This is a genomic window from Oceanobacillus halophilus (assembly GCF_003628505.1).
Lineage (GTDB): Bacteria > Bacillota > Bacilli > Bacillales > Amphibacillaceae > Oceanobacillus > Oceanobacillus halophilus.
Genome location: NZ_RBZP01000005.1, coordinates 14,028 through 35,343, shown reverse-complemented (window position 1 = coordinate 35,343; position 21,316 = coordinate 14,028). Strand labels below are relative to the sequence as shown.

The 21,316-nt window shown below is 36.3% G+C and carries 20 protein-coding genes, 1 other RNA gene and 1 riboswitch; of the genes, 19 read left to right on the top strand and 2 right to left on the bottom strand.

What is annotated here, in order from left to right; translation table 11 throughout:
- Positions 1-26 precede the first annotated feature (26 nt).
- From D8M06_RS08600 to D8M06_RS08560, 9 genes are all read left to right on the top strand, one after another.
- Positions 27-746, top strand: a complete 720-nt coding sequence (locus D8M06_RS08600) for a DUF421 domain-containing protein (protein ID WP_121203992.1) — start codon at positions 27-29, stop codon at positions 744-746.
- A gap of 633 nt (positions 747-1,379) precedes the next feature.
- Positions 1,380-2,984 (top strand): fatty acyl-CoA synthetase, encoded by a 1,605-nt coding sequence (locus D8M06_RS08595; RefSeq protein ID WP_121203991.1) that lies wholly within the window; start codon positions 1,380-1,382, stop codon positions 2,982-2,984.
- Between the two features lie 95 nt (positions 2,985-3,079).
- Positions 3,080-3,214 (top strand): small, acid-soluble spore protein L, encoded by a 135-nt coding sequence (sspL, locus tag D8M06_RS08590; protein ID WP_121203990.1) that lies wholly within the window; start codon positions 3,080-3,082, stop codon positions 3,212-3,214.
- Positions 3,215-3,234: 20 nt separating this feature from the next.
- On the top strand, positions 3,235-3,483 hold the full coding sequence (locus D8M06_RS08585) for a sporulation protein (protein ID WP_121203989.1): 249 nt from the start codon (positions 3,235-3,237) through the stop codon (positions 3,481-3,483).
- Positions 3,484-3,538: 55 nt separating this feature from the next.
- A non-coding RNA gene (gene ssrS / locus D8M06_RS08580) (6S RNA) lies at positions 3,539-3,726 on the top strand.
- Between the two features lie 173 nt (positions 3,727-3,899).
- Positions 3,900-4,268, top strand: a complete 369-nt coding sequence (locus D8M06_RS08575) for a VOC family protein (protein WP_121203988.1) — start codon at positions 3,900-3,902, stop codon at positions 4,266-4,268.
- 102 nt (positions 4,269-4,370) lie between these two features.
- Positions 4,371-4,472, top strand: a riboswitch (purine riboswitch).
- Positions 4,473-4,627: 155 nt separating this feature from the next.
- Positions 4,628-5,212 (top strand): xanthine phosphoribosyltransferase, encoded by a 585-nt coding sequence (locus D8M06_RS08570; RefSeq protein ID WP_121203987.1) that lies wholly within the window; start codon positions 4,628-4,630, stop codon positions 5,210-5,212.
- Positions 5,209-6,495, top strand: a complete 1,287-nt coding sequence (locus D8M06_RS08565) for a nucleobase:cation symporter-2 family protein (protein ID WP_121203986.1) — start codon at positions 5,209-5,211, stop codon at positions 6,493-6,495. The genes D8M06_RS08570 and D8M06_RS08565 overlap by 4 nt, the downstream gene beginning before the upstream one ends.
- A 724-nt stretch (positions 6,496-7,219) precedes the next feature.
- On the top strand, positions 7,220-8,170 hold the full coding sequence (locus tag D8M06_RS08560) for an alpha/beta hydrolase (protein WP_121203985.1): 951 nt from the start codon (positions 7,220-7,222) through the stop codon (positions 8,168-8,170).
- A gap of 33 nt (positions 8,171-8,203) precedes the next feature.
- Here D8M06_RS08560 and D8M06_RS08555 read toward each other — a convergent pair whose 3' ends face one another.
- Positions 8,204-9,160, bottom strand: a complete 957-nt coding sequence (locus D8M06_RS08555; RefSeq protein WP_121203984.1) for a DMT family transporter — start codon at positions 9,158-9,160, stop codon at positions 8,204-8,206.
- Between the two features lie 216 nt (positions 9,161-9,376).
- Between D8M06_RS08555 and D8M06_RS08550 the strand changes: the two genes are divergently transcribed.
- The 3 genes from D8M06_RS08550 (at position 9,377) to D8M06_RS08540 (ending at position 11,048) form a co-directional block, all read left to right on the top strand.
- Positions 9,377-9,733 (top strand): cytochrome-c oxidase, encoded by a 357-nt coding sequence (locus tag D8M06_RS08550; RefSeq protein WP_241558912.1) that lies wholly within the window; start codon positions 9,377-9,379, stop codon positions 9,731-9,733.
- A 149-nt stretch (positions 9,734-9,882) separates the two neighbouring features.
- Positions 9,883-10,365, top strand: a complete 483-nt coding sequence (locus D8M06_RS08545; protein ID WP_121203982.1) for a hypothetical protein — start codon at positions 9,883-9,885, stop codon at positions 10,363-10,365.
- Positions 10,366-10,544: 179 nt separating this feature from the next.
- On the top strand, positions 10,545-11,048 hold the full coding sequence (locus D8M06_RS08540) for a DNA-deoxyinosine glycosylase (RefSeq protein ID WP_121203981.1): 504 nt from the start codon (positions 10,545-10,547) through the stop codon (positions 11,046-11,048).
- Positions 11,049-11,505: 457 nt separating this feature from the next.
- On the opposite strand, the gene D8M06_RS08535 is transcribed toward D8M06_RS08540, so the two are convergent.
- Entirely contained in the window at positions 11,506-12,603 is a 1,098-nt protein-coding gene (locus D8M06_RS08535) for an SDR family oxidoreductase (RefSeq protein WP_121203980.1), read from the bottom strand.
- Positions 12,604-12,772: 169 nt separating this feature from the next.
- Here D8M06_RS08535 and D8M06_RS08530 point away from each other — a divergent pair, with 169 nt between their 5' ends.
- From D8M06_RS08530 to D8M06_RS08500, 7 genes are all read left to right on the top strand, one after another.
- Positions 12,773-13,624, top strand: a complete 852-nt coding sequence (locus D8M06_RS08530; protein ID WP_121203979.1) for an SAM hydrolase/SAM-dependent halogenase family protein — start codon at positions 12,773-12,775, stop codon at positions 13,622-13,624.
- A 1,281-nt stretch (positions 13,625-14,905) separates the two neighbouring features.
- Complete coding sequence (locus D8M06_RS08525) at positions 14,906-15,667, top strand: sensor histidine kinase (protein WP_241558911.1); 762 nt, start codon at positions 14,906-14,908, stop codon at positions 15,665-15,667.
- A 1-nt stretch (position 15,668) separates the two neighbouring features.
- Complete coding sequence (locus D8M06_RS08520) at positions 15,669-16,310, top strand: response regulator transcription factor (protein WP_121203978.1); 642 nt, start codon at positions 15,669-15,671, stop codon at positions 16,308-16,310.
- Positions 16,311-16,435: 125 nt separating this feature from the next.
- Positions 16,436-17,257 (top strand): cytochrome c oxidase assembly protein, encoded by an 822-nt coding sequence (locus tag D8M06_RS08515; protein WP_121203977.1) that lies wholly within the window; start codon positions 16,436-16,438, stop codon positions 17,255-17,257.
- A gap of 703 nt (positions 17,258-17,960) precedes the next feature.
- Positions 17,961-18,893, top strand: a complete 933-nt coding sequence (locus tag D8M06_RS08510; protein WP_121203976.1) for an ABC transporter ATP-binding protein — start codon at positions 17,961-17,963, stop codon at positions 18,891-18,893.
- Between the two features lie 11 nt (positions 18,894-18,904).
- On the top strand, positions 18,905-20,173 hold the full coding sequence (locus D8M06_RS08505; protein ID WP_121203975.1) for an ABC transporter permease: 1,269 nt from the start codon (positions 18,905-18,907) through the stop codon (positions 20,171-20,173).
- Positions 20,170-21,282, top strand: coding sequence for an ABC transporter permease (locus D8M06_RS08500; RefSeq protein WP_121203974.1), 1,113 nt, complete (start codon positions 20,170-20,172; stop codon positions 21,280-21,282). The genes D8M06_RS08505 and D8M06_RS08500 overlap by 4 nt, the downstream gene beginning before the upstream one ends.
- Positions 21,283-21,316 lie beyond the last annotated feature (34 nt).

The window sequence follows — 21,316 nt, the reverse complement described above, 5'->3', positions numbered from 1 at the left end:
ATCAGTTGTGAATCGGAGGTGTCTGGTTGGATTTTCTAAAAGAGTTTTTAATTTTATTTGGAAGAGTTTTCACGATATTGCCATTAATGTTATTGGCTACATTATTTATGGGAAAACGATCTATCGGGGAACTTCCAATATTTGATTTCTTGATATTGTTGTCTCTTGGTTCGGTCGTAGGGGCTGATATTGCGGACCCAAAAATAGAACATATACATACAGCGATAGCAATTATTTTAATAGCTATATTACAGAAAATCGTGGTAAAAGGGAAAATCAGCAATAGGAAGTTTGGAAAGCTTGCTACATTTGAACCTACCGTTGTTATTAAAGATGGGAAATTTATAACCGAGAATTTAAAAGATATTAATTACTCTATTGACAATTTATTAATGATGTTAAGAGAAAAGGATGTTTTTGATCTGCGTGCAGTAAAGTTAGGAATCATAGAAGCCAATGGGAAATTATCTGTATTAAAAACGGCAAGTAAATCCAATGTTGTTTTAGAAGATATAAATATCTTTAATAAACAGCCAGAATTCACGTTACCGGTAATTATTGAAGGAAAGATATATGAAGAAGTGCTTGAAGATTTTAATTTAGACGAAAATTGGGTGAAAGAACAGTTGAATAGTGCAGGAATTGAGGATATGGAAGAAGTATTTTATGCAGCGGTTGATCAGAATCATACATTTCATGTTTCCCTAAAAAGAGAAAATATTAAGATTCCGAAAATCACTCATTAGGCAATCGTAATTGATTGAGTAGCTGACATTAACAGGGTAATATCCACATCGGTAAAAAGCAACAACCATCATATATAGTTCAGAATCTATAAAAGAAGGAACAAAATTAGTTCATTTCGTAAGTGGGATTGCTATATTACGATGTCGTGTTGATAGAAATTGTGGATTTAGTTAATTAAGAATAGTGCTTTATATCCGCTACGGAAATACACTACGCTTTCCGTGGGCGGCTGGTGAGCCTCCTCGTGTTGTCGCACTGCGGGAAGAGCACGTGTCCGAAGCCTCCGCAGTAAGGGCACCACTTGATTAAGCTTCTTTGAACCTTGCGCCGAGAAAGCCTACTTCGAAGCGTTACTAGCAAATGCAGGCGCAGTTACGGTTTGTTGCGAGGGAGGCTGAGGCCGTGCCTGTGGAAACCGAAGTATTCTGCCGGAGCGAATGGTAGCACAAAGCATTCATAAGCGTAAACGAAAGTACACTATTCTGAATTAAAGTAATCCACAGTATACAAGATGCGATACACTATAAAAAAGCTGTTATTTAGAAATTTGCTAAAAACTATGTTCTGAATTAAAATAATAGAAAGAATATTCAACCGGATTAACAGCAATTTTTCTTTATAGGAGTGGTAAAATGAGTGTGAAATCTAATGAGGAATTGGAATTAAGTAAAACGCTGGAACGCGCGCGAAGAAATACTTTAGGTGATTTATTAAGCAGGACAACAGATCGATATCCTGATAAAGATGCAATTGCTTACAATGGTGAAAGATTAACATTTCGAGAATTAGATAATTTAGTGAACCAGACAGCTCAAGCTTTTTTGGCAGATGGAGTAAAAAAAGGGGATATGATTACGGTTCTTTCAAAGAACAGTCGAGATTTTGTGCTAGCAAATTTTGCCTTAGCTCGTGTTGGAGCTGTCATGATTCCTGTAAATTATATGCTAAGTGTAAGTGATATACAGTATATATTAGAGCATGCTGGAGCAACTGGATTTCTAGCCTCACTGGAATATGCCAAAGTGTTAGACGAGGCTTCGAGTACATTAGATATTAAATTTAAATATTTAATGGATACACTACCCTCATATAAAGGAGAATTATCAGATTGGACACCATTATCCGTGGCACGAGATGGGAAATCTACGGAACTTGTGGATATAGATATTGCAGATGATGATCTTGCGCATGTACTTTATACAAGTGGAACAGAGTCGAAGCCAAAAGGTGTGATGCTGACACACAAAAGTATCATAAGCGAGTATGTCAGCACAATTATTGATGCGAATATTAATAAGAAAGATGTCGTTATTCATGCCTTACCACTTTATCATAGTGCCCAGCTTCACGTGTTCTTGGGTCCAAGTATTTATGTAGGTTCAAGTGGTATTGTGTTAAGTTCAGCGACACCGGAAATCATTTTAAAAACGATTGAAGAAGAAAAAGTAACATCCTTATTTTGCCCACCTACCGTTTGGATTTCATTACTCCGTCATCCGGATTTTGATAAACGTGACTTGTCTACATTACGAAAAGGATATTACGGGGCAGCTATTATGCCTCGTGAAGTAATTAAAGAATTGAGTGAACGTCTTCCGAATGTAGAACTTTGGAATTGTTATGGACAGACAGAAGTAGCGCCTTTGGTAACAGTTCTGCAGCCTGAGGACCAATTAACAAAACTAGGGTCAGCAGGAATGCCTGTACTGAATTGTCAGACAAGAATTGTAGACGAAAATGATGTAGAAGTTGCTCGTGGAGAAATTGGAGAGATTGTGCATCGTACACCACATGCGATGAAGGGGTATTTACATGCTCCAGAAAAAACGGCAGAAGCTTTTAGAAATGGATGGTTTCATAGTGGCGATTTAGGGGTTATGGATGAAGATGGCTATATAACGATAATTGACCGTAAAAAAGACATGATTAATACTGGTGGTGTTAATGTTTCCAGCAGAGAAGTGGAAGAAGCTATTTACCAGATGGAAGGTGTCTCAGAAGTTGCGGTTATTGGAATTCCTGATGCCTATTGGATTGAGGCAATCACAGCAATCATCGTTCCAAAAGACGGATATACCTTCACAAAGGAAGATGTTTTGGAATTCTGTAAAGCGAATCTGTCTAAATTTAAAGTTCCAAAATATGTGGAGGTCACAAAAGAGTTACCGAAAAACCCAAGTGGAAAAGTTCTAAAAAGGACATTGCGCGACAAATACGAAGGGTTAGCAAAAGAATAGAAATGAAAGAACGGGCCGTAATGGTACCGTTCTTTTTTTAATCACGAAGCATACATAAATAAATTTTAGAAACACTAATAATTGGAGGTGTTCAAATGACAGATAAAAAGCGAAGTAAAAAAAGAGTGAATACTAGTATTAATCCCCAGGGGTTAACGGAAGATGTGGCAGATCAGCAGCCAAAATCTCAGCTTGAACAACGTGCCAAAAAGAAAAATACAAAGATTTAGTTAACAAGAGGTGAACCGTCATAGATAAAACGTTAAAGTATTTGCGTGAATCGTTGGCTAATTATAGTGAAAACGAGATATGTCAGCATATACTTAGGAAATTGGAGCAGAAAGAGTATAAGAGTGAGGAACAGTTTGTTGAGGATTTAGATGAAGAAGAAATTGCGTATTTAGACAATGTCTTAGAAAATGAATTAAACTACGCTAAGAATGTACAAAATGATGAAAGAGTAGAACAGCTTACAGAAGTGTTTGAGTTATTATTTTAATGAATTGGTAGGAATTTACTATTGTCATATCGAACTAAACAGGGTATTATATAAATACAAGCTACATTGTGCGTATTTAATTAAGTTTTAACCTCTAATCGAATAATAGGGAGTTTTACATCGGAATCCTAATGCCGGGCCGTCAACTGGAACGGAAGGCAGGAAGATTTCTGCGAACACCCACTTTGTGAAGTGGTGGTTTAAAACTTTTTATTATATAAATACGGCAATTGTGGCTGTACTACATAGTGAATTTCTAAGACTAGTTCCTTTTTTGGGGCTAGTCTTTTTAATGGTCTAAGAAATTATATTCCTTTTTTATTATAAGTAATTCTTCTTCATTACGATAACAAATCGATATCACTTCTCAGCTATGCTCCTTGATATACTTATTATTATAAAAGGGAGGGGTTTTGATGAATTTTAAATACGAAAAGATAGAACATGTTCAATTAGCTGCACCAGCTGGAGGGGAAGAAAAGGCACGTAAATTTTACGTTGATTTGTTAGGATTTGAAGAATTGGAAAAGCCTCCATTGTTGAAGGAAAATGGAGGTGTATGGTTTAAAGCAGGTACAGTGGAAATCCATCTCGGAATAGAATCTCCTTTTATACCCGCTAGAAAAGCACATCCAGCTATTTTGGTACAAAATATAGAACAAATGAAAACATACCTTAAAGACAAGGACGTCGTTTTTCAGGTCGACAATAAACTTCCAGAGGCAAATAGATTCTACTTATCAGATCCTTTTGGTAATCGAATAGAAATGTTAGAATGGAAGTAATCATTTTAATTCTTTGAAATCTTGGTATCCGAATTATTTGAAAGTTTTTTTGAATAATGTTCGGGTTGCAATATAATTATTCCATGCTATACTAGTAACATCATCTTAATTGAATACTATTTTCATATAATCGCGGGGATATGGCCTGCAAGTTTCTACCGGTTTACCGTAAATGAGCCGACTATGAAAAGCGGATAATGACTAAGTATATGCAATGATTGTATAATCTTTTTCATTTTATTTTCTCATGTTTTGTTCAAAAGCTCAGGAAATTTGCTTCTTCATAGGCAGAAGCAAATTTCCTGAGCTTTTTCTGTTATGTAATAATATCAAGGAATTAAATGGAGGTTGTTTGTGTAATGGAAGAACTAAAACAGAAGATTTCACAAGAAGGTAAAGTATTATCTGAATCTGTACTGAAAGTAGATTCTTTTTTAAATCATCAAATCGATCCCGTTCTAATGCAGAAGATTGGAGAAGAATTTGCAACTCGGTTTACAAAGGCAGGGATTACAAAAGTTTTAACGTTGGAATCTTCTGGTATTGCCCCTGCTGTTATGACTGCATTGCAACTGGGGGTGACTACTGTTATTGCAAGGAAGCGTAAATCACTTACTCTAATTGATGATTTATATTCGGCTGAAGTTCATTCGTTTACGAAACAAGAAACAAGTGAAATATCGATTTCAAAAGATTATATTACTAGCAAGGATAATGTGCTAATAATTGATGATTTTCTAGCAAATGGGCAAGCTGCGTTAGGGTTGATGGATATAGTTAAGCAATCTGGTGCAAAAGTTGCTGGAATTGGAATTGTAATTGAAAAGGGATTCCAACCTGGAGGAAATCAGTTGCGTGAACGTGGGATCCAAGTGGAATCATTGGCAATAATTGAATCGCTAAACGGTGGAAAAGTGAAATTTAAGGAGGAAGTATCCATATGAAAACAGCAGCATTGAGCATTCAGCACGTACTTGCTATGTATGCAGGTGCCATTCTAGTTCCATTAATAGTTGGTGGAGCTTTAGGGTTAACTTCGGAACAACTTACATATTTAGTGGCTATTGACATATTTATGTGTGGAGTTGCCACAATCCTACAAGTACTTAGTAATCGTTTCTTTGGAATTGGACTTCCGGTAGTTCTTGGGTGTACCTTCACAGCGGTTGGACCGATGATTGCAATTGGTGGACAATACGGAATTACAGCTATTTATGGAGCTATTATTATTTCTGGATTATTTGTTGTAGCGATAAGTACGGTATTTGGAAAACTTGTACGGTTCTTTCCACCAGTTGTAACTGGAAGTGTCGTAACTATTATTGGGATCACCCTTATACCAGTTGCCATTAATGATTTGGGTGGCGGTCAAGGTGCAAATGATTTCGGTTCGGTTGCAAATCTATCATTGGGCTTTGGAACGCTTGTTTTTATCATACTTATGTACCGATTCTCTAGCGGCTTCACTCGCTCTATATCAATCTTAATTGGTTTAATCATTGGTACGTTAACAGCTGCTTTCATGGGCAAGGTAGACTTTAGTGCTGTAACAGAAGCATCTTACTTTCACATGATTCAGCCTTTTTATTTCGGACTGCCAACATTTGAGTGGTCAGCAATTATCACGATGATCTTAGTAGCAATGGTATCTTTAGTGGAATCAACCGGTGTTTATTTTGCGCTTGGAGATATTACAAAAAGAGATTTGTCTGAAGATGATTTATCAAAAGGATATCGAGCAGAAGGTATTGCTGTATTTCTAGGTGGTATTTTTAATGCTTTTCAATATACTGCTTTCTCTCAAAATGTGGGATTAATCCAGCTTACTGGTGTAAAATCTCGTAAAGTGATTTTTGTTGCTGGGGGTATTCTGATTGGTTTAGGATTAGTTCCTAAAATTGCAGCCTTAACAACGATTATCCCTACCTCTGTATTAGGTGGAGCCATGATTGCAATGTTTGGAATGGTTATCTCACAAGGTATCAAAATGCTCGGGAAAGTTATCAATGATTCACCTGGCAATTCCATGATTATTGCTTGCTCCGTTGGAATGGGATTGGGAGTAACGGTAGTTCCTGAATTGTTTGCTACTTTACCATCTAGTGTTCAAATTTTAACAAGCAATGGTATTGTCGCAGGAAGTGTCACAGCAATTGTATTGAATATTGTCTTTAATATGAGAACAGAGAAAAAGCCTGTAATTGCTTTAAAGGAAAAAGAAGCTTAATAACGATGACAAGGGTATCACCATTAGTGGTGATGCTCTTTTTCATTTGGTTCTGGATAGTGCTATTACCAGCTACGGATGGCGTAATATTCTATTGGAGTGAATGCAAATGTAAAAGCAATTTTGTTGCTTTATTAATGTCGTAATTGTTAGAGATTCCTAATTTATTTAATTAAGAATAGTTATCTCTCACTTTCACTTATGAATGTTTTCTGCTGGCATTCGCTCCGGCAGAATACTTCGCTTTCCGCAGACACGGCCTCAGCCTCCTCGGAAGAAACCCACTTCCTTGAAAAAGAAGAGCACTTTTTCTGCGTGCGATGTAACCCTGCCGAAGTGTTCCTTGTCCTGCGGGAAGAAGAGCATCGGTGAGACTACGTAGTGAGGGAACTACTTGAATATTCCTCCCTGCTCCCTTGCGCCGAGGAAGCCCGCTTCAAAGCATCACTGGAAGACGCAGGCGCACACGATTTTCAGCACGAAGGAGGCTCACCAGCTCCCCGCGGAAAGCGGAGTGTATTTCCGTAGCGGGGGATAAGCAGTATTCTGAATTAAAGATATCAACAGTCTATACAAAATATAAAACAAAGTCATATTACAAAAAACAACAAATCTTTAGAAAATAGCCTGGATTTTAAATAATTATGAAGTAGATAGTTAAGGCATATGCTAAACTAATAGGTAAATAGTTAATATGAATATTATCGTTATCTGGGGGAGTGGGATGAAGAGAAAAATAATAAAAACAGCATTGGTTGTAGTAGGCATTGTCTTTGTCATGTTATTGTTGGTTGTTAATTACTTTTATGGAGAAGCTGTCAAGCGTGGAATGGCAGTGGAGTTGTATCGTGGGGAGGAGACAATGCAGGTAATGGCCAGTCCGCAAGATCAATCTCTCATAGAAGAAGCCAATGTATGGTTTGACCAGCAGGAGCATACTTTAATAGAACTGGAATCATACGACGATTTAATATTAAAAGCAAAATTAATAGAAAATGATACACTTCAAAATAAAGCAGTTATCCTTGCTCATGGATACCGCTCAACGAGTGAGAGCATGGGGCAGTATGCGAAGTTTTATTATGATCAAGGATTTGACGTGCTAATTCCCGATGCACGAGGGCACGGGGAAAGTGAAGGAGATTATATTGGGTATGGCTGGCATGATCGTCTTGATTATCTTGGATGGATTGAGCTATTAATTGATAGATATAAATCTGAACAAATTCTTATGCACGGTAATTCCATGGGGGCTTCGGCCGTATTAATGACTAGTGGGGAGGACCTCCCAGAAGAAGTAAAAGGAATTATTGCAGATAGTGGGTATACAACGGTAAAAGAAGAATTAACACACCAATTAAGGCATTTATATAATCTGCCGGCATTTCCGCTACTTCATTTAACAAGTATCATGACTGTTATAAGATCAGGATATTCATTTGAAGAGGCCTCCGCATTAAATCAAGTTAAAGAAAATAATCTTCCAATATTTCTTGTTCACGGCGAAGAAGATGAATTAGTACCAACAGAGATGGCTAAAGAACTTTATGAAGCGGCTGCAGGGGGAAAGGAATTATGGTTAGTCCCTGGCGCAGGACATACAGATGCTTATGACATTGCTACCGAAGAATATCAGGATAGATTAGTAGACTTCATAAAGCAAACGATAAAGTGATAAAAACACTGCTGGCAATAGACTGGCAGTGTTCTAGTTTTCTCCTGATATCTTATTAATAACGGGGGTCTTTTTCTGTTTTCCTATAGAAGATACTATACTATGCAAAATCATTCCTGCTATAACGAGTATCATTCCTATAAAAGATAGGAAGCTCGGCAATGCTAAACTTAAGAAAAGTATCTCTCCAATCAAGGCAAAGACTACTTCTCCTGATTGTGTAGCCTCTACTCCAGCAAGTTTTTGATTATCGTGACGAACTAGTTCCGTTGCATAAAAAAATAAAGCAGTTGCAATGATCCCAGATGAAATGGCAACAATAAACGTCTGTGACATCTGCCTGCCATCGGGTAATCCGTGAACGATAGAGCCATATACAGAAAGTAAGAGCCAAAAAGGCATGGAGGCAATTGTCATACCTAGAATTCTTTGAAAAGTGTTAAGTTCTCCATTCACAACCTCCATCATTTTCCGATTTCCTAAAGGATAAGCAAATGCTGAAACGATAAGGGGGACCACACAAAGAATAACATTTACTAGTGTAACAGATGATGCATGTTCCATCTGCATGATAAAGACTCCGGCTAAAATAATCAAGGAGATAATGATACCTTGAACGGGAATCTTTTGTTTTTGATCTTTGGCTAAAAAGGGAACAAGCAGTGAACCAGCAACAATGGTTAACTGAAAGGTAGCGGCAACAAGCCAACCTGGTCCGTAAACCGTAGCAAAAGTGAGTGGGGAGTAGAACAGACCAAATCCAATGGTACTCCATAAAAGCCAAGGTTTATAATTCCTTTTTAGATGACGTATGACGGGTAGTATATTTCTCTGATATCCTACAATCAGAAATAAAATTGGAAGCATGAAGAAAAATCTTAATGATGCACTCCATACCCAACTACCGCCCTCTAGTTCCATTGAACGATTTAATACAAAAGTCACAGAAAAAAATAATGCTCCCAAAAGTCCTATTATGATTGCCTTCACAAAGTATTCCTCCTAATCAAAATTCCAAATTATAGCATAGGATAACAGAGTTTTTGCTGTAAATAAAAAGAGATATTAAAAAAATAAAAGTATTCATCTTAATTATATACCTAATAATTCTGAATTATATAACATAATCGAATGTTTAATGAACATATAATAAATTGGACTTAGTCAAAAAGAAGGAAGGGAGGGATAGGTGTGGGAGTGAAGTTAATGAAAATTGCAGTAGTTTATTTTATGATAGGAATTTTGTTTGGATTGTATATGTCCATCTTTCATGTTTTTACATTAACAAGTGTTCACGCGCATTTAAATTTATTAGGTTGGATGTCATTAGCTATCGCCGGTATATTTTATATTTTATTTCCACAGCTTGCCGAAACAGGTGCAGCAAAAGCACACTTTTGGCTTCATAACATTGGACTTCCAGTGATGATGATATCTATTGCACTTGCAATCTTAGAAGTGAGCCCGCTATTTTTTCCACTTGCTACAATAGGAGGGGTAGTAACGGTAATAGGAATTTTTTGTTTTGGTTTTAATGTCATCGCTAATTTAAGAGCAAATTAATGCGTTGGGCTCCCATAAGCTATTGGGAGTCTTTATTTATAGATAAAAATTTAAAGGATGATAGAGTTTTTTACAGAATTATATAATAATAGTATTTTTTTATATTATAATAGTATTAACACCATTTTTTGAAAAGGGGAGTGTAACTATTGGAAAGTATGCCAGCAGGTTTTTGGGTTCTATATGGTATTATTCTTTCACTAGTATTAATAAGTAGTATCATATATTGGGTTATTCGAAAATTTAGTCCATTAGCAGCTATCGCATTAATTTTTTCTCTTTTACTTCCATTGATTTCCTTTGTTTATACTGTGCAAAGAACAGAAGGTAGCCCATATGAATATATAATGATACAGCTGCAGGCGGATCATTGGCTCGCAATTTTCATTGCGGTTGGTTATGTTTACATATCGATTTGGCTCCTTATCGTTTTGGCAGATTTATTAATTAAAGCTTATAAAATACCGTACGTTTATGATAGGTTAAACTGGTTAGGAAATAAGATCGCTCATTATTGGAATAGATATATTTATCAACATATGAAACGCTGGTTATTAGTTATTAAGGAAAAACTGTCAAATAAGAAGAATAAGAATGAGTTGCATGAAGAACCAAGGAAAGAAAGTCAATAGAGAAGAGAGCAGTCTTATGAGGTTTTCAGAAGCGGTTCTATCCTTTTTGCTATAAAGCCGTAGCTGAAATGAAAATTTCTGAAGGGCTTTATAGCCTTTTTTTTATTTGTATTTATGCTATGCTGTAGAAAATATTAGATGAGAAATTTGAAACTCAACAATAGACAGGGGTAGTAATGATGAACAAGAAGATTCTATCCTTTCCACCAGTATTACCTAAGAATCCAAAGGTGCTGATTCTAGGGTCGATGCCAAGTGTCAAATCCCTTGAAAAAATGCAATATTATGGAAACCCTCGCAACCATTTTTGGCCCATATTATTTGAATTATTTAACGAAGAGCCGATTGCAGAATATGAAAAACGAGTGGATTTTGTAAAAAAGCATCATATTGCCTTATGGGATTCGATTGCAGCTTGTTATCGGAAAGGGAGTCTGGATGCAGACATTATGGATGAAGTACCAAACAATATGATAGGTTTGCTTGAACAATATCCGTCAATTTCATTTATTGGGTGTAATGGAACAAAGTCTTATCAAACCTTCTTAAAACATTTCGATGTCAATCAACTTAATGGTGTTGAAGTTATGAAATTGCCTTCCAGCAGTCCAATTCCTGGACGATACAATAAATCATACTCGGAAAAAGTGGAAGCATGGAGTGAAATTTTGAATCATATCTGAGTTAGCAATATAATATCATATATAGTGTGCTTCATATGGGTGCCCTAAAAACGAGCCGTAAGTTCCTGCACTTACGACTCGAACAGGTTCCTGCAACAAATTGGGCTGCTTTACTTCAGGGTTTCCTGAAAAAAAGTAATCTTATCCGGGGGGAATCGGAGCGGATTACTTTTTTTCTTGGTTGTTGTTCACAATTAACAACACGAGCATGGCAAATGAGAGCATCAACTCTATGGTTTTGTCAATTGGAATCAATCGCTTCAACCCCCTTCTTAAGGGTTTAAGCAACCAACATGTTTATTAACTTGCAGGACCTGTTCAATATATTATACTACACAAAAATTCATAACAGTTAAAATAGTAAGAAAATGATAGAATAATACTATACTGTTAGCTATTTTAATAAGATGATAGTAGAGGAAAATGTTTTTAAGTACTCAAAATGTCCTACCAATTATTAGGAGATTTGGATGTGCCTTTTATAGTCGTGTTTATATCTACGGTAAAAGTTAATCATGGGTTCTATGGTATCTTTTAAATCTGGACATTCAATTCCTGATCCCTCTAAATCAGTAATAGTTTGTGTTGTATCGTAGGAAGAGTCAATGATAAAATAATCCATTGCTTCTTTCTCAATACGAATCCATTTACGAACTAATTTTGAATATAAAGGTAAACTAGCTACTGATTTTGAAACAATGCCTTTTGGTGTTTTCCCTAGATAAGCTTCACATACCATTTTATAGATTTCTCTCATGGTATAGGCATTCGGATCTGTTACATGATATGTTTTTCCTTCTCCTATTTTATCAATAGCTAGATAGCTCGTTGCCATTAACACATAATCCGATGGTACAAAATTACCTTCCACGTTTCCTTCGCCTAAATAGGGAATAATTGGCAATGATCCAATACGATCGAATAAGTTCAGCAAGAAATACATGCCATCAAATTTAATGGTTTCTCCAGTTTTTGAATGTCCTTTTACAATTCCGGGTCTGATAATGGTAGTTGGAATAGATGTTTTTAACTTGTCTACCAAAATTTCAGCTTTGAATTTTGTTTTCTCATAATGATTACGAAAGGATTGATTTTCGTTTAATTCATTTTCAAATATGTTACCTTCTCTTGTTCCGGAGATATAAGCGGTACTAAAATAGATGTAACGTTCTAGATGGAAAAGAGTTCTTAACCATTTATTGACGTTATCGGTTCCTTTTACATTTACCTGATAGGCAAGCGTTTCAGGAACAGCTAAGTCGTAAACTGCTGCCAAGTGAAAAACATGGGTAACATTCTGTTGTAGTTCCGCTTGTATCTGCTTATTTATAGCCAGCTTTTCTTCCGTAATATCTCCTTCAACAATCGTAATCTTTTCATCATCGAATCTTTCAGTTTTTGAAAAATACATGCGTTCTTTTTCTGCTTGTTCCTTAAGTTTAGGGAGTACCAGCAAATAAATATGTTCGATAGTGGACCGGTGATCTTTTATTAGTTGCTGTAAGAGATTTCTTGCAAGAAATCCTGGATAACCAGTTATGAAATATGTTTGCATCTGTTACCACTCCTCTTCATTTTAGTTAGATTATATCATTTTTAGAAAAGTAAAAATATAAATATTGCTATCGCGAAATAAATTACGTATAATCATGTTAACTTAAGGAAATTTTAATGGGCGATGTGTTCATTTAACTGCAGTTACTACCAATAAGGGGGATATTTCAATGAGAAAACATATCATCTTGCAAACAGATTTTGGTTTAAGTGATGGAGCAGTTAGTGCGATGTATGGTGTTGCACTGTCAGTCGACCCATGGCTCAGAATTTTTGACTTAACTCATGATATTCCTCCTTTTAATATTTGGGAAGCCTCATACAGACTTTATCAAACGGTGGAATATTGGCCGGAAGACAGTGTTTTTGTATCTGTGGTAGACCCAGGAGTTGGGACAGACAGATTGAGTGTCGTGGTTAAAACGGGGTTAAATCAATATATCGTTACTCCAGATAATGGGACACTAACTCATATTAAAGATAAATTTGGAATTGTCGAAGCAAGAATTATCGAGGAGGAATTCAATCGATTGCCGAATTCTGGTGAATCTTACACATTTCATGGTCGCGATGTTTATGTCTATACAGCCGCAAGACTAGCATCTGGTATTATATCATTTGAGGATGTCGGCCCGGAACTAAGTGTGGAGAATTTGACTTTACTCCCCCTTGCCAAAACAGAAGTTAAAGAGAAAGAGAAAGTAATCACTGGTAATATAGATATCCTAGATGTACGATTTGGAAACCTGTGGACCAACATAGAGCGGGAATTATTTGTAGAGACAGGGGTTCTATATGGTGACTTTTTAGAGGTTACTATTGAGAATAATAAGCGGCATCTTTATAAAAATATGATAAAATTTGTTCGTTCCTTTGCAGATAGTCGTTTAGGTGAAGCCCTTTTATTTGTAAATTCACTTGATAAAATTGGAGTTGCAATAAATCAAGGGTCTTTTGCTAAAGCATATCATATCGAAACAGGAGATAATTGGAAAATCAGTTTTAGAAAAGTAGATGTATGATTTTGATAAGAGGTAACGGACCTCTTATTTTTTTGCATAGCTATTTTTGTATAGTTTGTTGCTTTTTGAAGTTTTACAGTTGATAGAAGCTCCTGATTTATTTAATTCAGAATAATTATCTCTCGCTTTCACTTATGAATGTTTTCTGCTGGCAATCGCTCCGGCAGAATACTTCGCTTTCCGCGGGCACGGCCTCAGCCTCCTCGGAAGAAACCCACTTCCTTGAAAAAGAAGAGCACTTTTTCTGCGTGCGATGTTTCGCTGACGAAGCGTTCCTTGTCCTGCGGGGTCTTCGGACACGTGCTTTTCCCGCAGGAGTCTCCGCATTCTGCCTCCGCTATGATATACTCTCTAGATATTTTTAAAGCTATAGTCTATAATGTCGCGTTTTGGGCATTGCTCCTCGTAAAATAGAATTATTCTAGTTAAAATCAAGTAGAGCAGAAATTTAGCGAAGGAAATACACGGAGATTCCTTGAAAAAAGAAGGCCACTTTTTTCTGCGTGCGATGTTTCGCTGACGAAGCGTTCCTTGTCCTGCGGGAAGAAGAGCATCGGTGAGACTACGTAGTGAGGGAACTACTTGAATAACCTCCCTTGTCCCTTGCGCCGAGAAAGCCCGCTTCGAAGCATTACTGGAAGACGCAGGCGCACACGCTCTTCAGCACGGAGGAGGCTCACCAGCTCCCCGCGGAAAGCGGAGTGTATTTCCGTAGCGGAGGCAGAGTAGTATTCTGAATTAAAGATATTAGGGCTCTATACAAAATATGAAACAAAGTCATATTACAAAAAGCAACAATTCTTTAGAAAAGAGCCTTTTGCTCAAATGTTAATCTAAAGGATGACCAACATAATATACTTTGTTGTGCATATAAAAGCTGTCCGGTTTAGGCAATCTATTCTATCCCTTTTGTTGTTTTCATCCTCATAATTCTTTGGTATGTTTAAAAGAAAATAGGCAGAGGAAGAGGATGTGAAGTTTTGAAGATATTCTGGGCTCGGTTTGTATCATTTATGGGTTTATGGACACTTTTAATTGGATTAGGAAGTTTCAATATACCAATCAGCATATTATTTTTTTCTTCTTTCCTTGAATAAATCAGTATTATTATTGTATTTATCTTTACTATTCATTTCTTTTGTTCATAGTTATTTCGTTACTGATTACAATAGTTTAAGTATTTTGATCTTAATCTTCTTATTAATGGATGCAATGTTCTACATCAACTATAAGGTGTTGATTGGATATTTCGTGTTTGTAAATGTCATGATGCTTCTCCTTATGTATACCCAAGAAATTCTTGGTCTGGAATTGATTCTTTATTGTGTCTTATTAGACTTTCTAATTTTTGTTATTTATGGAATGACCAAAGATAGGAAAGAACAGCAAGGGATTTATGAGGAACTTTATGGAGAATATCGAAAACTAAAGCGGATGAACATGCAATTAGAACATAATGCTCGATTAGAGGAACGTACCAAGATAGCTCGAGATATTCACGATTCTGTTGGGCATCGCTTAACAGCTTTAATAATGAAATTAGAAATGCTATCCATTAAACAAAAAAATGAGGCATATGAAGAGTTAAAGAAAATGGCAAAGGACAGCTTAGAGGAAACGAGACAAGCTGTAAAAGCGCTTCAATCGGAAGAAAATGAGGGAATTTCTACGGTTGTTCATCTGATTCGCAGGTTAGAAGCGGAAAGTCATATGCTCGTTCAATTAACAATTAAACAAGGTGTATTATCCATTCCACTTTCTAATCAGAAAAATGTAGCCCTATATCGTGCCATTCAGGAATCGTTAACAAATGCCATGCGTCATGGTGACTCTCGGGAAGTTCACGTTATTTTAAGCAAATCAGCAACAGGGGATCTATCATTTGAAATTAAGAATATGATTCATCTCTCTAAATCTATAGTTTATGGTTTTGGGATAAGAAACATGAAACAGCGTGTGGAAGATGTAAACGGAATACTACATGTTTATCAAAATGAAAAGGAATTTATTGTGCTTGGGACCATCCCAAATGAGGGGGAATAGAATGTTACAGGTATTGTTAGTAGAAGATCAAACAATTGTGAGACAAGGATTAAAGGTAATACTGGAGCAGGACCCGAATATCCAGGTTACACATGAAGCGGCAGATGGTGAGGACGCAATACATATACTTGAAAAACATATGATTGATTTCGTTATGATGGATGTTAGGATGCCGGTTATGAACGGTATTGAAGCAACCAGAAAAATTAAACATCGATGGCCACATGTGAAAATATTAATACTAACAACGTTCAATGATGATGATTATGCGCTTCAAGCATTGGAAGAGGGAGCGAATGGGTTTCTTTTAAAAACGGCTGAACCCGATAAGTTAATAGAAGCTGTAAAAAGCTGTATGAAGGGTGGTATGACCATCCATGATGAAGTTGCTGCAAAAGTTGTTCCACGATTATTAAAGAAAACGAATAAATCTAAGGAATTACAAATTGATCTTTCGCCGAGAGAGTTAGCAATTACAAAGTTGGTTGGAAAGGGTTTTACAAATAAAGAGATTGCAGGGAACCTTCATTTGTCTGTAGGAACTGTTAAAAATCATATAACCCATATCCTACAAAAAACAGGGTTAGCAGACCGCACAAAACTGGCCATATATGCAATAAAAAATGGGATCAGCGATGAATAAGCAAGTTGTCATTATTTTGTTATAACTATATTCCCTTATCGAATTTTATATCCTATATACTTATTCTATAAGGTAGTTTTGCAAGTTTATAGAAGTAATATTGAGTTAGAAAGTTGGTAGTAAAGATGTTAGAAATTATATTAGATGAATTTCATCCTTCTACATTATGGAATGGTGGAATATTTATCTTTTCGGCGTTTGCAATCATCATTTATTTTTTATTATTGCCATCGTCTAAAAGTCATTCTATATGGAAATCAATGGCCTTTTTGGCAGGTATAGCTGCGCTGTATGCAGCATTAGGAAGTCCATTAAATATTATTGGTAGAATTAAATTCAGTACTCATATCATTCAAGTCATTCTATTATATCTTATTGCACCACCATTGTTTATTGTGGGATTTAAAAATGAGATTTTCAATCAAGTTAAACAGGTTAATATATTGGATAATCTTATAAATGTCATGACTAAGCCGGTGGTCGCAATGAGTACATTCTATCTTCTTTTTTATGGTTATCATGTTCCTGCAATCTTTAGTTATTCACGGCTTGATTTATATTTAAATTATTTTGTTTTACTTATTATTTTTATTGCTGCAATCCTAATATGGATACCAATTCTAAAACCTGGTAAATTGTCTGATAAACAGAAACTTATTTATGGATTAGTTAACATTTTGTTAATGATTCCCTACAGTATTTTTTTACTAATGGCAAAAGAAGGCATCTATTCCCTCTATACGGATATAGACTTATTTATGTCTTCACTAGTAGTGTGTTTGCCAGATGCAGAATATTTAACACCAGAATTTTATCAATCACTCCTCCCATTTGATCCTGTAGCAGAACAACAAAAAGGTGGGATCTTACTCCTTATTAGCCAGATTGTTATTTTTACTGTGGGCACTTTTGCAGGAACAAAAATAAAAAAACGTAACAAACCTTAAACTCTCTGTTTTACAGGGAGTTTTTTTAGTAAAGGAATTTTCTCTTAAGCTAGGACGGCATTAATTGTCCAACAAAATGTTACCTTTTATTCTTCGCATTTTGTATAGACTGTTGATCACTTTAATTAAGAATACCGCTATACATCCGCTACGGAAATACACTCCGCTTTCCGCGGGCGCTGCTGAGCCTACTCCGAGCTATCGCTCTACGTAGTCTCACCTAGGCTTTTCATCCCGCAGGAGTCTCCGTGTATTTCCTTCGCTAGTTTAGTGCTTTTTAACTTCTAATCGTGTTATAAAGGTTCTTAGATATAGCCACTACTTTTAAGCAAGTTGATAGGAGCGGAGGGCAGTCGACTCCTCGAAAATAAAGGGCAATTTTCTTCGTGCGATGTAATGCTGCCGCAGCCTTCCTTGTCCTGCGGGAAAAGAGGCCTAGATGAGACCCCGGAGTGCGATAGCACGAGGAGGCTCATCAGCCGCCCTAAGGTGCGCGACTGCCCGGAGCGGAAATCAACAATGCACCTTATTTCATATTTATTCTTAATTAAATAAATCAGGAGTTTCTATCAACTACGAAGATTCAAAGCTTAGAATTTACGAAAAGTGACTATGGTCATGGTTTGGAAGTAAGTTTAGTGACTTCGGGTAGTGTGCTTAAATCAGGTTATATCGTAAACTAAGATTAGAGGAGGGGATTGGTATGTTAGAGTTAGTGGATTCAACCAAATCCTTTAAAAAGGTCAAAGCAGTGAAGAAATTAAATATGTTTATTGAAAAAGGAGAAATTGTAGGTCTTCTCGGGCCCAATGGTGCTGGAAAGTCCACCGCAATTTCGATGCTTTCATCTTTAATGGAACCAACAAGTGGTGATGTCCGCTATTGCAATAAAAGTATTCTGAAGAATCCAGCACCGCTAAGAAAGATTCTTGGTATGGTTCCTCAGGAGATTGCTTTATATGAAGATTTAACTGCTATAGAAAATTTACAGTTTTTTGGTAGACTTTATCGCATGAAGGGAAAAGAATTGCAGAGAAAAATAGATGTAATACTGGAATTAATCGGTTTAACAGATCATCGAAAGGATATCGTGAAAAAGTTTTCTGGAGGAATGAAGCGGAGGTTAAATATTGGAGTAGCATTGCTGCATGATCCTGAAGTTATAATCATGGACGAACCAACTGTAGGCATTGATCCGCAATCCAGGAATTATATTCTAGAAACAGTAAAGCGGCTAAATGAAGAACGACAAATGACGGTTCTTTATACGAGTCATTATATGGAAGAAGTAGAGTTTCTTTGTGACCGAATTTATATTATGGACAAAGGAAATCTCATTGCATCTGGTACAAAGCAAGAAATTAAGCAGATTCTTTCAGCCGAGAACACCATTTCCATTAAAGCAGACAGATGGAATGATGCGTTTATTGCCAGTATAGAGAGTAGCCCAACAATCCACCGAATAAAAGTGGAGGAAAAGGAAATTACTATCGTCGTTCCGAAAGAGGTTAATATGTTTTCAGAACTGGCAAAAATGGCAGAACAAGCTGGGTTAGAATTAAGGTCCATTGATATTAACTCTCCAACACTTGAAGATGTCTTCCTGCATTTAACAGGAAGAGCTTTAAGGGATTAGGAGGGATATCTATGTTATGGCAGATTATAAAGAAGCAAGCTTTGATTTTGTTGAGAAACCCAGTCCAGATTTTATTATTATTGGGGCTTCCTATCATTTTAATTACCATATTAGGTACGGCGCTTAGTAATTGGATGGATGGAGAATCAATTGAAATCAATGTAAAGGTTGCAATGATAGAGCAGGAAGACGAGGAAAAGCAGGTTAACCAATTTATTTCTGATATTGAATCTGGTGTTATTCCAGAAACCGCAATAGAGATGATCAAAGAAACTGCACCACAAATCGCTCCTATTGGTATATTAAAAGACTCTGTTTTTAAGAGCGAAGAATTAGCAAATATGATAGATTTGCATGAAGCTAAACCCTCTGAAAAGGAAGAGTTATTGGATGACAGCTCATTTGCTGCTGTTATAGAAGTACCGGAAAATTTCACTTATGATACATTACAGACCATCATGCTCCATGAGGACATAAGTCCAGAATTACGAGTGTACCATAATGAGCAACAGGAAATTGGTGCAAATATAGTTAGTGATATACTAACTCAATTTCAGGAACAGATGACATTTGGAGTCTTTTTATCTGAGAAAGGCATAGACCTGGATGCCATTCAAATCGATACTAATGAACTTCCTGGAGAAGTGAAGAGGATTAATCAAGGGAATCCTATCTCATCAAAAGACTATTATACTATTGGTATGGCTGTGATGAATGTATTATTTATGGCAACGGCAATTGGTTGGATATCTTTTCATGAAAAAGCAACACATGTGTTTGATCGTGTCATAATTGCTAATGTATCTAAATGGATATATTTCTTAGGGATTTTACTGTCAGGTATGATTTTTGCCTTTATACAATTGCTCGTACTATTTAGCTTTGCTTGGATTGTATTTGATGTAACCTGGCCAGATTTGACTTCTTTTCTTATTGTTAGCTTGTTTATTTCTATTTCTGTTGGTGGGTTAACAGTCCTTTTAGCTGCAATTAGCTATCGACTCAATTCGGAGAACATTATTGATTTCTTTGGAAGTGTCGTAGTCAGCTTAATGGCGTTTATCGGTGGAAGTTTCTTTCCTATTGGGGATTCATCAAAATTATTGCAAACGTTAGGGGACTTGACTCCAAATGGGGCAGGAATGTCTGCTTATTTGACGATATTAAGAGGGGAAGGAATAAGTGAAGTAAGCCATCACCTCTTATACATCCTTGGCTTTGCTATTTCTTCCATCATCATTGGCGCACTTAGTTTTCCAAAAAGGGGGGCATCCGCATGAATGGTATATTGGTAGCAAAATTTACAACATTTATACGTAAACCTTGGATGTTTCTGCTTTTTACCACCATGTCTATCATTTTCGCTTTAATACTAGGAACTAGTGGAGGAATGACTTCTATTTCTGTTCCTGTTTATGGTTCGAGTAACATTCAAGAATCTTTTATAGGGAAATCCTTGGAAAAGAATGATGTTTACACATTTAATTGGATGACTGAAAAAGAAATGTTGGATCTGATTGCTGATGGCAAATCAGAGGTTGGAGTCATTGTGAAAGAAGATGATTTTCAACTAGTCGTAGGAGTTGAATCTACCAATGCACAAATGGTGGAACAAACAATTCATGACATTTATGCGAAAAAATTACAGCAAGAAAAACTCTTTGAGGAAGTTGAAGCACAAACGGATTCAGAGAAACAACTATTAGACGAAGAATATAAAACGGCTATGGATTCTCCGGTTTTTACAATGAAAACTAGCAATTTTAGTAGCTCAGAAGCATTTGTCTATGATAATGAGACTCATTTTTTATTTGGATTTACCTTATTTTTCGTCATTTACACGATAGCGTACAATGTATTGCCTATCTTGCTGGAGAAAAAAGAAGGAATCTGGGATCGTATGATATTATCTCCAGTGAGAAAGACTGAAATGTATATCGCAAATTTAGTTTATAGTTTTTTTGAAGGTTATTTACAAGTGCTAATTATATTCTTAGTGTTCCATTTTTGGATAGGGGTTGATTTCCAAGGTAGATTCTTGGAGGCTGTGCTATTGTTGATACCATATGTTTTTGCAGTCGTTTCTTTATCCATCTTTATTACAGCATGTGTGAAAAATGCCCAACAATTTAATGCTGTTTTACCCATTGTTGCAGTGAGTATGGCAATGATTGGTGGTGCTTACTGGCCAATAGAAATTGTCGAGTCAGAGGTATTATTAGCACTTTCCAAAATAAATCCATTAACTTATGGTATGGAAGCACTAAATGGGATGGTGGTCTATGGGTATCCACTGGAAGAAGTATTATTACCAATTAGTATTTTAGTTTTAATGGGTGTGGTTCTGATGGGATTAGGTATTCATTTGATGGAAAGAAGGCATGTGTAAGGCAATATATAGATAGTAATTGAATAGCTCTTTT

What these genes read in the sequence shown, in the direction of transcription:
- D8M06_RS08595 (WP_121203991.1), top strand. Translation starts at nt 1,380, where the DNA reads ATGAGTGTGAAATCTAATGAGGAATTGGAATTAAGTAAAACGCTGGAA.
- sspL (WP_121203990.1), top strand. Translation starts at nt 3,080, where the DNA reads ATGACAGATAAAAAGCGAAGTAAAAAAAGAGTGAATACTAGTATTAAT.
- D8M06_RS08575 (WP_121203988.1), top strand. Translation starts at nt 3,900, where the DNA reads ATGAATTTTAAATACGAAAAGATAGAACATGTTCAATTAGCTGCACCA.
- D8M06_RS08570 (WP_121203987.1), top strand. Translation starts at nt 4,628, where the DNA reads ATGGAAGAACTAAAACAGAAGATTTCACAAGAAGGTAAAGTATTATCT.
- D8M06_RS08565 (WP_121203986.1), top strand. Translation starts at nt 5,209, where the DNA reads ATGAAAACAGCAGCATTGAGCATTCAGCACGTACTTGCTATGTATGCA.
- D8M06_RS08560 (WP_121203985.1), top strand. Translation starts at nt 7,220, where the DNA reads ATGAAGAGAAAAATAATAAAAACAGCATTGGTTGTAGTAGGCATTGTC.
- D8M06_RS08550 (WP_241558912.1), top strand. Translation starts at nt 9,377, where the DNA reads ATGAAAATTGCAGTAGTTTATTTTATGATAGGAATTTTGTTTGGATTG.
- D8M06_RS08540 (WP_121203981.1), top strand. Translation starts at nt 10,545, where the DNA reads ATGAACAAGAAGATTCTATCCTTTCCACCAGTATTACCTAAGAATCCA.
- D8M06_RS08535 (WP_121203980.1), bottom strand. Translation starts at nt 12,603, where the DNA reads ATGCAAACATATTTCATAACTGGTTATCCAGGATTTCTTGCAAGAAAT.
- D8M06_RS08530 (WP_121203979.1), top strand. Translation starts at nt 12,773, where the DNA reads ATGAGAAAACATATCATCTTGCAAACAGATTTTGGTTTAAGTGATGGA.
- D8M06_RS08525 (WP_241558911.1), top strand. Translation starts at nt 14,906, where the DNA reads ATGTATACCCAAGAAATTCTTGGTCTGGAATTGATTCTTTATTGTGTC.
- D8M06_RS08520 (WP_121203978.1), top strand. Translation starts at nt 15,669, where the DNA reads ATGTTACAGGTATTGTTAGTAGAAGATCAAACAATTGTGAGACAAGGA.
- D8M06_RS08515 (WP_121203977.1), top strand. Translation starts at nt 16,436, where the DNA reads ATGTTAGAAATTATATTAGATGAATTTCATCCTTCTACATTATGGAAT.
- D8M06_RS08510 (WP_121203976.1), top strand. Translation starts at nt 17,961, where the DNA reads ATGTTAGAGTTAGTGGATTCAACCAAATCCTTTAAAAAGGTCAAAGCA.
- D8M06_RS08505 (WP_121203975.1), top strand. Translation starts at nt 18,905, where the DNA reads ATGTTATGGCAGATTATAAAGAAGCAAGCTTTGATTTTGTTGAGAAAC.
- D8M06_RS08500 (WP_121203974.1), top strand. Translation starts at nt 20,170, where the DNA reads ATGAATGGTATATTGGTAGCAAAATTTACAACATTTATACGTAAACCT.